This window comes from Exiguobacterium sp. s192, from assembly GCF_018618795.1.
In the GTDB taxonomy this organism is placed as follows: Bacteria; Bacillota; Bacilli; order Exiguobacteriales; family Exiguobacteriaceae; genus Exiguobacterium_A; species Exiguobacterium_A undae.
In genome coordinates this window covers 172,122-185,257 of record NZ_JACSMS010000004.1, presented here as the reverse complement: position 1 = coordinate 185,257, position 13,136 = coordinate 172,122, and the positions used below count along the sequence as shown (strand labels likewise).

The window sequence follows — 13,136 nt, the reverse complement described above, 5'->3', positions numbered from 1 at the left end:
CCTTTTTTAGAAGATGAGACCCATTGCACAGAAAAAAAGCAAGGGCACCGGCAACAAAGCCGACACCCTTGCTGGATGCGTCTTTCTTAGCCGAATTGGAGCGCTCCATACAACATACGTATGGCAATCGAACGGGTATTTCCCAATTCGACCAGCTTCGTCACGTCTGACACATGACGATACTTCGGCGGCATCACCTTTCGTTGATCGTCATTGTTGTCATCCTCAGATCAAGTACTCATTAAGACCGCGCCTCTACCTCATCGATAGAATAGTCATATTCTTTTCATAAGAAAACCTTATCATATTTCAGAAAATAGTTTCAAGTCTGTTTTTTTTATCATGTAGGATTTTTTGCTTATAAAAAAAGCGAGGATTCATCCACTATACGGAATCATTACAGGTGGGCGGCGCCAATTACGCCGGCATGACCCTGCAGTGTTGCCAACCGAATGTTGATGTTAGGACGAAGTGACGGATAAACACGTTCTTTGACAGCCGCTAACAGTTGTTCCCAATACAAATCAGCAGATCCTGTAACACCCCCGCCGATGACGATGACGTCCGGATCGACCGTATGAATGATATTAGCCAGACCCGTCGCTAAATACGCGATGAAACGGGTTCTTTCCTCCTGATCTTCTAATAATGTGACAATCGAGGATGTTTGTTTCTCACGTGCCCGTAACTGAAGCGCGGTTCCACTCGCTAAGCCTTCGAGCGAACCTGTATTCAGTACAGGATGTGGAGAACCGGAGAACTCAATGATGGTATTACCGATTTCACCCGCACATCCATTGGCGCCCCGAATCAATTGTTTTTCATAAACGTAACCACCGCCGATTCCTGTGCTGACAGTCACGTAATAAACCGAGGAGAAGTTTTTCCCGGCACCAAAAAGTGCTTCGCCAAATGCGGCTGCATTGGCGTCATTTTCAAGAGATACAGGGACATCAAATGCAGAGTGTAAAGGTGCTGTCAGGTTGACGCGTGTCCAACCCGGAAGGTTGGGAGGCGAGAGGAGGCACCCTGTTTTGGCATCCAGTGGACCGGGTGCAGCGATTCCGATTCTTGTGATGTCAAATTCCTGTTTGAACAGTTGAATGGCGCATTTGAGTTGATTGATTGCATTCGCCGGGCCTGCTGAAGGGTGAGTCGGAAAAGAAAGTTGTTTGACCACTGTTTCTTGATCGATGGCGGCGACACGCGTTTGTGTTCCGCCTAAATCTACACCAATTTGCAAGGGACGCTTCGTGCGAGAAGAAGGACCGGTCAACAATACAAGACCGTTCCCTGAAATCTTCTGTTCTGTCTGAGCGGGCAAAAGAATGGTTGCACCTGCTGTGAACTGATCATGGTTCAGACGAATCGTTCCTTCGATGACGGTAATGACTTGGAAAAAGGAACGTGCCGGAATCACATGACTATTTCGAACGGTCCATTCTTCTACAAAAAAGTAAGGGGTATGAGTCAATGATTTTTGAAACGGAGAGAGCTGTACAGGAGGTTCATGGTAGTGAAAATGCGGAAACTGAATGACTTGCCGAGCCTGTTCCAAATGGAGTGGACGCGGAACACCCGTCGCAGGATCAAGGCGGTCATAATCATATAACCGATAAGTCGTGTCCGAATTTTGCTGAATTTCGAGTACGACGCATCCCTTGGTCAAGGCATGAACGGTGCCTGCCGGAACGTAGAGAAAATCACCTTTGGAAACAGGCACATATTGAAGGTGTTGCTGGAGTACTCCTTCCTCGAGCGCCTGATCAAATTCAGCTTGTGATTGAAACGTATGACCATAAATAATGGATGCATCCTCGGGACAATCGACGATGTACCAGCATTCATTTTTGCCGAATGGTTGCTGTTCAAGGCGTTGGGCATCTGTATCGTTTGGGTGAACTTGTACGGATAAATGACTGGATGCATCAATCCATTTCATCAATAGCGGGAACTCGGATGAAGTGTCCATCCCGAAAATTTCAGGGTGATTTGACCACAATTCCTTTAAAGAAAACCCGGAAAATTGACCGGATTGAACCAGGGTCACTCCATGTTCATGACTAGAAAGTGTCCAAGCTTCTCCTGTTTTTTGATCATCTGAGATGACAAAACCATGCTGTTTAAGCTGCTGACCACCCCAAATACGTTCTTTTGTAAGGGGTTTGAAAACAATCGGCTCGTTCATGCATACTCCTCCTTTGATCTGTTATCAAAAACAACTCTACACTTTTAAAAAATAAAAATAAACAAAATAATTATCAAGTATAGACATGAAAGAATAAATCCGTATAATCAAAGTTGTAAGCGATTTCAAATCAGAGAGGATGTTTGGAATGAAAAAAATCATGTTAGCGTGCAGTTCAGGGATGTCGACGAGTATTCTTGTGACAAAAATGCAGGAACATGCAAAAGGAATCGGAGAAGAAGCAAAGATTTGGGCGGTGGGTCAAGATCAAGCGATGAAAGAAATCGAAGGAGCAGATGTCATTTTGATTGGACCACAGATGCGCTTTTTATTATCAAAGTTTCAACAAGCAACAGACAAGCCGGTCGAGGTCATTGACATGATGGCGTACGGAATGGCTGACGGAAAAGCGGCCTACGAACAAGCCGTAAAATTGATGGGGTGAATGACATGCCAACTAACGAACAGACGATGGAACAAGTGGCCTTCATGATGATTTTGCACAGCGGAAATGCACGAAGTACGATTCGGGAAGCGATTGAAATTTATAAAGACGGGTCGTTTGAAGAATTCGAGCATTTGTTATCAGATGCGCGTGCCCAGTTGCAAGAAGCGCACCAGGTTCACTTTGGGCAGGTTCAAAAAGAAGCAAACGGCGAACCGACGACACTGTCACTTTTGTTATTACATGCAGAGGATCATTTGATGTCGACACAAACCATGCTTGATTTAACATCCGGACTCATTGAATTGATGGAACACAAGTTTTCTAAAAAATAATAAGGAGTGTTCGAAATGACTGAGAATAGTAAGTGGTTTGATCTGTTGAGTCGTTTCTTGATGCCGATGGCGGCATTTTTAAATAACAGTCGTTACCTGCAGACGTTACGTGATGCATTCATGCTTGCTTTTCCGATTACGATGTTTGGTTCTTTGATCGTCGTCGTGGCGAATCTACCGTTTCTCGAAAAATTCATGTCCCCCGGCGTACTCGATGCATTCAAGACCTCTCTTGGAAATGCACCATCGGCGACCATGGGAATCATGTCATTGTTTGTTGTGTTTGGAATCGGCTATTATCTTTCAAAAAGTTATGACGTAGAGGCCGTATTCGGTGGAGTCATCGCACTTGTTTCCTTTTTATTACTTACTCCTTTTTTTGTCGCAGTAGAGAATGTCGCTGATCCTGTTGGGAACGTCATTCCATTAGATCGTCTAGGGGCTAAAGGAATGTTTCTTGCCATGATCACCGGATTTTTAGCAGGAGAAATTTATCGGTTCGTCGTTCAAAAAAACTGGACGATCAAAATGCCGGCCGGTGTTCCGACAGCCGTTGCCAAGTCTTTTTCAGCACTCGTTCCAGCATTGTTGACACTGACGATTTTCCTCGGAATCAATATTGCCGTCACCTCTCTTTTAAATACTAATTTACACGATCTCATCTTTAACCTCGTTCAAAAACCACTTGTCAATTTAGGGAATGGACTCATCCCGACATTGATTGCGATTTTCTTTGTTCAATTGTTTTGGTTCTTCGGTTTACACGGACAAGTCATCGTCAATTCGGTCATGGACCCCATCTGGAATACTTTATCTTTAGAAAACCTCAATGCGTACACCGCGAATGGAGAACTTCCGAATATCATCAGTAAACAGTTCATCGAAATCTATACAGTGGGAATCGGCGGTTCCGGTTCGACGCTGGCAGTTGTCGTCGCGATTCTATTATTTATGCGTTCCAAACAATTAAAACAAATCGGAAAGCTTTCGATTGGACCAGGTGTTTTTAACGTAAACGAACCGATGATCTTTGGTCTTCCGATCGTCATGAATCCCTTGATCATGATTCCCTGGATTGTCGCGCCTTTAATTACTGTGACCGTCACTTATTTTGCAATGTCATCCGGTCTTGTACCGCCTCCGACGGGGGTCGCTGTTCCTTGGACGGTACCGATGTTCATCAGCGGCATGATGGCAACGAATTCTCTGGCAGGCGGTTTGTTACAGCTCGTCAACTTCGCAATCATCATGGCGGTGTGGTTCCCATTCCTCGTGTTCATTGATCGCTTGAACTTGAAAAAGGAACGTGAGGAAGCAGATTCGATAAAAGAGAAAAACGAACAGATCGGTTGAGTGAAAACTTATAGATAGGACGTGGATGCGATGAACCAAACAGAAAACATGATGACTCAGACAAAACGTTACACATTTCCAAGCGACTTTTGGTGGGGGACTGCCGCGTCGGCGACACAAATGGAAGGTGCTGCCTATGAAGATGGAAAAGGACCAAACATCTGGGACTATTGGTATGAACAAGAACCAAATCGCTTTTTTGATGGTGTGAGTGCGACAGTCGCATCAAATTTTTATCATCGGTATGAAGAAGACATCGCCTTGATGAAAGCGTTGGGACATAACTCATTTCGGATTTCGATTTCCTGGTCACGGCTTTTTCCGTCAGGAGAGGGAGACATTAATCCGCTGGCAGTCAATTTTTATAATCGTGTCATCAATGAACTGATTGATGCTGGAATTGAACCTTTTGTCAATCTGTATCATTTCGATATGCCGTTGCAATTACAACAAAAAGGCGGTTGGGAAAATCGTGAAGTCGTCACGAGTTATGTGGAGTATGCCAAAACGTGTTTTGAATTATTCGGTGATCGGGTTACGAAATGGTTCACCCATAACGAGCCGATCGTTCCTGTAGAAGGTGGGTATCTCTACGATTTCCATTATCCGAACGTCGTTGATTTCAAACGGGCTGTGCAGGTCGCTTACCATTCAATTTTATCAAGTGCATTAGCCATTAAAGCGTATAAAGCAACTGATTTAAAAGGGAAAATCGGAATCATCTTGAACCTGACACCTTCTTATCCAAGAAGTCAGAATCCGGCTGATCTGCAAGCCGCTCATCTGGCAGATATCCTCTTTAATCGTTCATTCTTGGATCCGTCCGTTCTCGGTACATTCCCGGATGAATTAGTCGACTTATTAAAAACGCAAAAAGCATTACCGCATGTTGAAGAAGGGGATCTGCAAACGATTGCGACTTATACGGTAGATGTACTCGGCATTAATTATTATCAACCGAGACGTGTCAAAGTGAAGGAACATCTCCCGAATCCGTCTGCACCGTTTATGCCGGAACATCTCTTCGATTATTATGAAATGCCGGGACGAAAAATGAATCGTTACCGCGGCTGGGAAATCTATGAAAAAGGAATTTATGATATTTTAACGAATTTACGAAAAAATTATGGCAATGTGGAATGCTTCATTTCTGAAAATGGGATGGGAGTTGAAGGGGAAGAGCAGTATCGGGATGCAGAAGGAAGTATCCAAGATGATTACCGGATTAACTTCATAGCAGAGCATTTGAAGTGGCTTCATTTGGCGTTGGAAGAAGGAGCAAACGTCAAAGGGTATCATCTATGGACGTTCATGGATAACTGGTCATGGAGCAACGCATATAAAAATCGTTATGGATTCGTCGGAGTGGATCTGGAAAATCAAACAAGAACAGTCAAGAAGAGTGGATATTGGTTTAAACAGTTAATTGAAGATCAAGGTTTTGAAAAATGACCCGAAAGGTAATCAAGGCATCTCTAGCCTTGATTATCTTTTTTTGTTATATTATTGATATATGTCTATACATGGGGTGATATCATGTCTACAAAAAAACAACCGAAGTATGAAAAAATTGCAGATGAACTTCGGAAAAGAATTCTTAATGGAGGATATGATGTTGAAGAGGCCATGCCTGATGAGATTCAACTGGCAAAAGAATTTGAAGTAAGCCGTATGACCATGAAACGTGCGCTTGAAATTCTTGTGCTAGAAGGAATCATTTATCGACAACGCGGACAAGGAACCTTTATCCTGCCGTCTAGTTTTTCGCAAGGAAGAATCAACGTCTTAAACAAAGAATCACAAGGGTTAACAAAAGTACTCGGCGAACGGGCAGTCAAAAGCGAAGTTTTACAATTTGAAGTGCGGTTCCCCGAACCGGAAGTCGCACGGCATCTAATGATTGAAAAAACAGATCCGGTTTATGAAATACGACGTGTCCGTTACGTGGATCATGAACCTTACGTGATTGAACATACGTTTATGCCGTCTTCTTTAATTACAGGGTTAACAAAAGATATATTGGATAATTCAATTTATCAATACATCCAAGAGGTGCTTGGTTATACGATTACAAGTTCACATAAAATGATTCGGGCCGACAAGCCAAATCAGTGGGACCGTGAATATTTGGGAAACGAGGAAACCGATCCGGTCATTGAAGTGGAACAGGTTGTTTTTCTTGGAAATGGCAAACCGTTCGAATACTCCTTTTCCCGGCATCGTTACGATAAATTCGTATTTACTTCTGTTCATATCGGCAGATAAATCAAACAAGCAAACTAATGGTTTCAGTAGTGACACTGAGACGATAGTTTGCTTGTTTTTTTAATGCTTATAAAAATACTTCTCGAGTTGCTTCATCAAATAATCCTTATTTTCTTCAAATTGCCGCTTCCGGTGTCCGTTCGCACCGGATGGGTGGGGGAAGCCGAACAATACGGTGTGCTTCTTGATTCGTCCTTGATGGAGCAACGTCCGGACCGTCGACTCGACGACCCGTCCGAACGGGACCAGGATGACCGGATGGGGTAACTGATTCAGCTCAGCGGCAAAATGTTCATACGCATAGTGTTGCAATAGCGGGCTTCGGTCAATCTTTGGTTGATGTCCCGTATAGTTTTTATCGCGGTAGAAAACCGGATGTCTGAGGATGGAAGTCATGTGCAGCAGTTCCTGATGGGTATGGAATAAAGCAGCTGTTGAAGGAATTTCAAGCAACTGATTTAAACCCAGTTCATCCAGCATCACGGTCAGGTTGCGCCGCATCGGTCCAGCGAAACTGGCGCTGTATTTGACAATCTTTGAAGTCTCTTCGATGGTCGCGCCATGGTGAAACGCGTCGGCGGCTTCTTCATAGGCGATCCGCATCTGTTCAAACCCGGGGGTGATCCCGATGAAGACGATCTTCGCAGAACGATTGATGTATTCTCCGATCGGTGAGTAATAAACGGATAACTCGTGATCCTGTTGTAATAAGAAACTATCCACGCACAAGTCTTGGCGCGTCAAGGACCGATCAATCGGTAAATCGCGAATGACCCGTTCAAAAATAGATAATGAATTCAGCATGATAAGTCCTCTCTCTTTCTGTATTGGACTTATGATAACAAATAATGGTATTACATACAATTTACACCCATATCAATATAGTAAGGGGTGTCTGAAGGATCAAAAAACCTTGCGACCAAAGTGGAAGCAAGGCAGTTGTACAAATGGATGATCAAGAAATTCGTTCTTTGACAGAAGCGACTTCATACGTGATGATTTCACTTCCAAGCATCGGCGATTCTTCTTGTTTGCCGTCCGTCGGGGCAGGCCGTTTATGGGACGCTTTGAAATCGTCACTGTTGCGCCACGCTTCAAAATGTTTCATGTCTTCCCAGTACATGTTGACGTTCATTTCATCATGTTCTTCGAGTCCTTGCGTCAACAGCACTTCGACCCGAACAAATCCTTCCATCGAGTCGAGACCGCTTGGACGCGTGAAACGTGGGGCAAGTGCGGCCGCCATCCCTTTTTTGACCTTGATCCGGTTCGTCACAACGATCATACAAACATCCCCTTTTATCGAGTTACGTACTTCTTAAGTATAGTACGATGGACACAACAATGCTTGAAAGAAGGAATCTTAGATGAATGAAAAAGAGTACGAAGAACGATTGCGAATCGAGACGATTGATATCCAACACCTCTACAACGCCTTTAGTCACTACAACCGCTATGAACCGACTCCTTATGCGGCGCTTGAGGAGCTGTGTGCCGTTTATCCGTTTGATCAGACGGACACGGTGGTCGATTTCGGATGCGGCAAAGGACGACTGAATTTTTATCTGCACGATCGGTTTGATTGCTCCGTCATCGGTGTCGAGATGAACGGTCAATATTATCAGGATGCGCTCACGAATCAGATGGCGTATACGAAAAAAATGAAGAAGCGGCGGGGAAGCATCCGTTTTGAGCAGACCTATGCAGAAGCGTACCCGATTCCCGATGATGTCACGAAATGTTATTTCTTTAATCCGTTTTCTGTGCAAATCTTCATGAAGGTCGTGGACAATATCTTAGCCTCGATTGAACGCCGTCCGAGACCGGTGGATTTAATTCTGTATTATCCGGCAGACGAGTACCGGTATTTTTTAGAGCATCAGACGGTATTTGAGCAAGTCGACGAAGTTCGGCTGAAAGAATTGTTCGACAAAAACCATGACGAACGGTTTGTCATTTATCGGACTGATTTGTCCCAAGAAGTGCCAAAACGGGTATAAGGTACTAACGACGATCTCCAAAAGAAGTGAGGCGATTGGGATGATTCACTTGGACCACGTGACGAAGGAATTTGCCCCGAAACGAGGATTGTTTGACGTCAGTTTTACGGTGGAACCGGGGATGGTGTTTGGTTTCATCGGACCGAACGGTGCCGGAAAATCAACCGCCATCCGGCAATTGATGGGATTGATTCAAGCAGATACGGGACGTGCGACGATTGGCGGATTTGATTGTTGGGATCAATCGGAAGAGGTCAAACGTCTGGTCGGTTATTTACCGGGAGAAATCAATCTGCCGGGCGACTTCACCGGAGAACAGGTGTTGCAGTTGATGCAAAAACTGCATCACAGCTCGCCGCAGCGACAGCAGGAGTTGCTCAACCGGTTTCCGTTTGAGACGAAAACCAAGATTCGAAAGATGTCAAAAGGGATGAAACAAAAACTGGCTTTGGTCGGCTGTTTCATGAAGGATGCCCCGGTCTACCTGCTCGACGAGCCGACGAGCGGGCTCGATCCGTTGATGCAGGAACATTTTTTAGACTTGATCGACATCGAACGGCAACGCGGAAAAGCGATTTTGATGAGCTCACACCATTTTCCGGAGATGGAAAAATCGTGTGACCGTGCTGCCCTGATCAAAGAAGGACGAATCATCGTGGAAGCGGACATTCATGAGCTGGTCCGTTCGAGTCGGAAACAATATACGATCGAATTTGGACTCGAGGCAGAGGCGGAACAATTTGCATTGCAGATCGGCAGTCAACGACTTCAGAATCAGGTCTCGTTTGTCACGGGTCACGAACTGACGTTAAATCAGATCATTCACCTGTTAACAGCGTACGATGTCCGGACGATTCAATCGTCAGCGGATGACTTGGAACATGTCTTCTTACATTATTACGGTGAGGAGGGATCATCATGATGACCATCATTTGGTCGTTGTTGAAACACAACGGAAAACCGATCACGGCGTATGCGATCGGCACCAGTCTGTATTTGTTGATGCTTGCGGCACTCTACCCCTCGATGATGAAGACCGGATTGCTCGAAGCGAAACTTCAAGCGTTGCCGCCGGAAGTCTTAAAAGCTTTTCAATACGACAAGGTGACCGGTTTTGATAATGTGCTTGATTTACTTGGCGGGAATTATTACGGGCTGATCTTTCAAATCATCGCTTCCCTGTTCTTGTTATCGCTTGCCGCCCGTCTGCTGGCACGACCGATCGATAATGGCGAACTGATTTTATACTTGGCAGCGCCGATTACCCGGCATCAATATACGGCGGCCGCCATGATTGTGATGATGCTCGCCAGTACATGCCTGGTAGTATGCAATACGCTTGTCTTATTGCTCGCGGACTGGTTTGTTTCCGGAGTGTCGATTGATGGGCTGACCTTGATTCGTTTTCAAGTGAACGCACTGTTGTTACTGTATGCCATTGGTGGATTCACGTTGTTTATTGCCACCTTGTTTGATGATGAACGGCGTGCTTTTTCGATTGCCGGCAGTGTCCTTGTCCTGTCGATTGTCTTGACGATCGGATCCGGTCTCAGTGAAAAAGTGGAATGGATGCGTTACGGATCGATTTTCAGCCTGTTCAACACCCAACAATTATTAGAAGGAACTGATCAGTTTTTGATCCACCTTCTGATCCTTGCGAGTATCAGCCTGATCTTCCATGTCGGGGCATTTTTGAGTTTTCGGAAACGAAGTTTGTCGATTTGACACAACTGGACCGGAAAATAAGCCAAAGAAGACGCGAAAATTTACAGAAAGTGAACATTTAGGATTTGAACGTTGCGTAAGCGGCTGATTTTTACTAAGATAAAGGAATGTTATAGTTCTGGAAAAAGAAATGAGGTCTCACTAATGAATAAACCATCCATTTATGGATTAACACTTGAGCAGATGACGGAATGGTTATCGCATCAAGGTCACAAACCGTTCCGAGCAAAACAAGTTTGGGATTGGCTCTATCGTAAACGTGTCACTACTTTCGCAGAAATGACGAATGTCAACAAGGATTGCCTTGAGTTGTTAGATCAGAGTTTTGCGATTAATTCGATGACAGAAGCCGTGAAACAAGAATCAGCAGACGGAACAATCAAGTTCCTCTTCAAATTGTATGACGGCAGCTTGATTGAAACTGTTTTAATGCGTCACAAGTACGGACTTTCAGTTTGTGTCACGACGCAGGTCGGTTGTAACATCGGCTGTAGTTTCTGCGCGAGTGGTTTGATTAAGAAGAGCCGCGATCTCTCTGCTGGAGAAATCGTCGAGCAAATCATGAACGTTCAGCATCACCTCGATGCAGTCGGAAAAGAAGAGCGTGTCAGCCACGTCGTCGTCATGGGTATCGGTGAGCCGTTTGATAACTTCGATAACATGGTCGATTTCTTGAACGTCATCAAGGATCACAACGGTCTTGCGATCGGTGCGCGTCACATTACAGTTTCGACAAGTGGACTCGCAGATAAGATCTACAAATTCGCAGATCTAAAACTTCAAGTCAACTTGGCGATTTCATTACACGCGCCAAACAACGAACTCCGCACACAAATCATGAAAATCAACCGTGCGATTCCGCTCGAGAAATTGATGCCTGCCATCGATTACTACGTCAAGACGACGAACCGGAAAATCACGATTGAGTACATTCTCTTACGTGGTGTCAACGACCAAAAAGCTCAAGCGATCGAGCTTGCGAAATTGTTCGAAGACAAACGCCACTTGACGTACGTCAACTTGATTCCATACAACCCGGTTGATGAGCACGGTCAATACCAACGGAGTACGTCGGAAGACATTTCTACGTTCTATGACACGTTGAAAAAGAACGGTCTCAACTGTGGTGTCCGTCTTGAGCACGGTACGGATATCGACGCGGCATGTGGTCAGTTACGCAGTAAACAAATCAAAAAAGATACAGTTTCAGCAAAATAAGCAAGTCGAGCTTCCCGCCAACAGGTGGGAAGCTCTTTTGACGTCCTGTCGAAAGTAGCGCATAATGAGAGGTCACGTCTGATTCACTAATCACACTTTACAATAAACTATAAAATAAATGAGGTATTCTTATGTCTAAAAAACCATTTACGGATTTTCAACTCAGTGCACCGATTCTAGAAGCGATTGAACAACTTGGTTACCATACGCCGACGGATGTCCAGCAAGCGGTCATTCCGGTCGCTTTGTCAGAAAAAGATATCATCGTCAAATCCCGCACCGGCAGCGGAAAGACGGCATCTTTCGGGATTCCGCTCTGTGAGCTCGTCGAGTGGGAAGAAAACAAACCGCAAGCCCTGATCTTGACGCCGACACGCGAACTTGCACTGCAAGTCACGGAAGATGTCATGAACATCGGACGCTACAAGCGGATCAAAGCGACAGCCGTCTTCGGAAAACAGCCATTCCGCGGACAAGTGGCGGAACTGAAACAAAAGACGCATATCGTTGTCGGGACACCGGGTCGTGTCCTCGATCACTTGGAGCGGGGCACGTTATCGCTTGAAAAGGTCAAGTACCTTGTCCTTGATGAAGCGGACGAGATGCTCAACATGGGCTTCCTTGATCAAGTCGATACGATTCTCAAACAGTTGCCCAAACAACGGACGACGATGTTGTTCTCAGCAACATTCCCGCAAGACATCCATCAGTTAAGTGACCGGTACATGCAGTCACCGAAAGAAGTTGAAATTACGACGAAGGCAACGGAAATCGCCGAAATCGAACACAGTTATATCACAGTAACCGACAAAACGAAGTTCGCGATTCTAAAAGACGTCACGGTCGTCGAAAATCCGGATCGCTGCATGATTTTCTGCCGGACAAAAGAACACGTCGATTTCGTTGCCAAAGGGTTGGCCTCGATGGATTATCCGGTCGAAAAAATTCACGGCGGGATGGAGCAGGATGAACGCCTCGCCGTCATGAAAGCATTCCGGGCCGGTGAGTTCCGTTACCTCGTCGCGACGGATGTCGCAGCACGGGGAATCGATATTGAGAACATCACGCACGTCATCCAGTACGACATGCCGGTCGAAAAAGAGAGTTATGTCCACCGGACGGGCCGGACTGGGCGCGCCGGAGCACTCGGAAAAGCGATCAGCTTAGTAACGGAGTCTGACATGCGTCGTCTGCGTGAAGTCGAACAGTACCGCGGTGAGGCGATTGAAAAACGTCAGGCACCGACTGAGCGGGAATTGATTCGGACGGCGGATGCGTTTGAAGAGAAAATTACGACAGCAGACGTCCGGGCGTCGAAAACGGAGCAACTTAACGCGGATATCATGAAGCTGTATTTTAACGGCGGGAAGAAAAAGAAACTGCGTGCCGTTGATTTTGTCGGAACGATTGCGAAAATTGAAGGCATGACCGCTCAAGACATCGGGATCATCACGATTCAGGATACCGTCACGTATGTGGAAATCCTGAACGGAAAAGGTCCACTCGTCTTGCGGGCAATGAAGACGACAAAAGTCAAAGGCAAACAGCTGAAGGTGTATGAAGCGTTTAAAAAATAAAGTGCACTGCACGTTCAACCAGCCGTCTTA

Annotated in this window: 13 protein-coding genes and 1 riboswitch; of the genes, 10 read left to right on the top strand and 3 right to left on the bottom strand. The window is 45.4% G+C overall.

Going from position 1 to position 13,136, the window contains the following annotated elements:
• Positions 1-90: 90 nt before the first annotated feature.
• Positions 91-266, bottom strand: a riboswitch (Lysine riboswitch).
• Between the two features lie 131 nt (positions 267-397).
• Entirely contained in the window at positions 398-2,188 is a 1,791-nt protein-coding gene (locus tag KNP87_RS09530; RefSeq protein ID WP_214721524.1) for a type I phosphomannose isomerase catalytic subunit, read from the bottom strand.
• Positions 2,189-2,336: 148 nt separating this feature from the next.
• Between KNP87_RS09530 and KNP87_RS09525 the strand changes: the two genes are divergently transcribed.
• The 5 genes from KNP87_RS09525 to KNP87_RS09505 all read left to right on the top strand — a co-directional run bounded on the left by KNP87_RS09525 (position 2,337) and on the right by KNP87_RS09505 (position 6,586).
• Positions 2,337-2,633 (top strand): PTS sugar transporter subunit IIB, encoded by a 297-nt coding sequence (locus KNP87_RS09525; protein WP_026831646.1) that lies wholly within the window; start codon positions 2,337-2,339, stop codon positions 2,631-2,633.
• 5 nt (positions 2,634-2,638) lie between these two features.
• Positions 2,639-2,968, top strand: a complete 330-nt coding sequence (locus KNP87_RS09520; protein ID WP_035387549.1) for a PTS sugar transporter subunit IIA — start codon at positions 2,639-2,641, stop codon at positions 2,966-2,968.
• A gap of 15 nt (positions 2,969-2,983) precedes the next feature.
• Positions 2,984-4,321 carry a PTS cellobiose transporter subunit IIC gene (celB, locus tag KNP87_RS09515; protein ID WP_214721523.1) on the top strand — a complete coding sequence of 446 codons (1,338 nt, stop codon included), beginning with the start codon at positions 2,984-2,986 and terminating at the stop codon, positions 4,319-4,321.
• Between the two features lie 30 nt (positions 4,322-4,351).
• Positions 4,352-5,773, top strand: a complete 1,422-nt coding sequence (locus tag KNP87_RS09510) for a glycoside hydrolase family 1 protein (protein WP_285801237.1) — start codon at positions 4,352-4,354, stop codon at positions 5,771-5,773.
• 84 nt (positions 5,774-5,857) lie between these two features.
• Positions 5,858-6,586, top strand: a complete 729-nt coding sequence (locus tag KNP87_RS09505; RefSeq protein ID WP_026831650.1) for a GntR family transcriptional regulator — start codon at positions 5,858-5,860, stop codon at positions 6,584-6,586.
• A 60-nt stretch (positions 6,587-6,646) separates the two neighbouring features.
• On the opposite strand, the gene KNP87_RS09500 is transcribed toward KNP87_RS09505, so the two are convergent.
• Positions 6,647-7,390 carry a uracil-DNA glycosylase family protein gene (locus KNP87_RS09500; protein WP_119923423.1) on the bottom strand — a complete coding sequence of 248 codons (744 nt, stop codon included), beginning with the start codon at positions 7,388-7,390 and terminating at the stop codon, positions 6,647-6,649.
• Positions 7,391-7,541: 151 nt separating this feature from the next.
• Positions 7,542-7,871: a heme oxygenase gene (locus KNP87_RS09495; protein ID WP_026831652.1), complete on the bottom strand. Its 330-nt coding sequence runs from the start codon at positions 7,869-7,871 to the stop codon at positions 7,542-7,544.
• 82 nt (positions 7,872-7,953) lie between these two features.
• Here KNP87_RS09495 and KNP87_RS09490 point away from each other — a divergent pair, with 82 nt between their 5' ends.
• The 5 genes from KNP87_RS09490 (at position 7,954) to KNP87_RS09470 (ending at position 13,106) form a co-directional block, all read left to right on the top strand.
• On the top strand, positions 7,954-8,586 hold the full coding sequence (locus KNP87_RS09490) for a methyltransferase (protein ID WP_214721522.1): 633 nt from the start codon (positions 7,954-7,956) through the stop codon (positions 8,584-8,586).
• A 40-nt stretch (positions 8,587-8,626) separates the two neighbouring features.
• Complete coding sequence (locus KNP87_RS09485) at positions 8,627-9,508, top strand: ABC transporter ATP-binding protein (protein ID WP_214721521.1); 882 nt, start codon at positions 8,627-8,629, stop codon at positions 9,506-9,508.
• Positions 9,505-10,311, top strand: a complete 807-nt coding sequence (locus tag KNP87_RS09480) for an ABC transporter permease subunit (protein ID WP_119923427.1) — start codon at positions 9,505-9,507, stop codon at positions 10,309-10,311. Before KNP87_RS09485 ends, KNP87_RS09480 begins: the two co-directional genes overlap by 4 nt.
• Positions 10,312-10,455: 144 nt before the next feature.
• Positions 10,456-11,529 carry a dual-specificity RNA methyltransferase RlmN gene (rlmN, locus tag KNP87_RS09475; RefSeq protein WP_026831656.1) on the top strand — a complete coding sequence of 358 codons (1,074 nt, stop codon included), beginning with the start codon at positions 10,456-10,458 and terminating at the stop codon, positions 11,527-11,529.
• 131 nt (positions 11,530-11,660) lie between these two features.
• The gene (locus tag KNP87_RS09470; protein WP_026831657.1) at positions 11,661-13,106 is read left to right on the top strand and encodes a DEAD/DEAH box helicase; all 1,446 of its coding nucleotides are present in this window, start codon (positions 11,661-11,663) and stop codon (positions 13,104-13,106) included.
• The last annotated feature ends 30 nt before the right edge of the window (positions 13,107-13,136 follow it).

Excerpts from the sequence above, each read along its gene's own strand:
- celB (WP_214721523.1), top strand. The coding sequence starts at position 2,984 with ATGACTGAGAATAGTAAGTGGTTTGATCTGTTGAGTCGTTTCTTGATG.
- KNP87_RS09500 (WP_119923423.1), bottom strand. The coding sequence starts at position 7,390 with ATGCTGAATTCATTATCTATTTTTGAACGGGTCATTCGCGATTTACCG.
- KNP87_RS09470 (WP_026831657.1), top strand. The coding sequence starts at position 11,661 with ATGTCTAAAAAACCATTTACGGATTTTCAACTCAGTGCACCGATTCTA.
- KNP87_RS09505 (WP_026831650.1), top strand. The coding sequence starts at position 5,858 with ATGTCTACAAAAAAACAACCGAAGTATGAAAAAATTGCAGATGAACTT.
- KNP87_RS09530 (WP_214721524.1), bottom strand. The coding sequence starts at position 2,188 with ATGAACGAGCCGATTGTTTTCAAACCCCTTACAAAAGAACGTATTTGG.
- KNP87_RS09525 (WP_026831646.1), top strand. The coding sequence starts at position 2,337 with ATGAAAAAAATCATGTTAGCGTGCAGTTCAGGGATGTCGACGAGTATT.
- KNP87_RS09510 (WP_285801237.1), top strand. The coding sequence starts at position 4,352 with ATGAACCAAACAGAAAACATGATGACTCAGACAAAACGTTACACATTT.
- KNP87_RS09520 (WP_035387549.1), top strand. The coding sequence starts at position 2,639 with ATGCCAACTAACGAACAGACGATGGAACAAGTGGCCTTCATGATGATT.
- rlmN (WP_026831656.1), top strand. The coding sequence starts at position 10,456 with ATGAATAAACCATCCATTTATGGATTAACACTTGAGCAGATGACGGAA.
- KNP87_RS09490 (WP_214721522.1), top strand. The coding sequence starts at position 7,954 with ATGAATGAAAAAGAGTACGAAGAACGATTGCGAATCGAGACGATTGAT.
- KNP87_RS09480 (WP_119923427.1), top strand. The coding sequence starts at position 9,505 with ATGATGACCATCATTTGGTCGTTGTTGAAACACAACGGAAAACCGATC.
- KNP87_RS09495 (WP_026831652.1), bottom strand. The coding sequence starts at position 7,871 with ATGATCGTTGTGACGAACCGGATCAAGGTCAAAAAAGGGATGGCGGCC.
- KNP87_RS09485 (WP_214721521.1), top strand. The coding sequence starts at position 8,627 with ATGATTCACTTGGACCACGTGACGAAGGAATTTGCCCCGAAACGAGGA.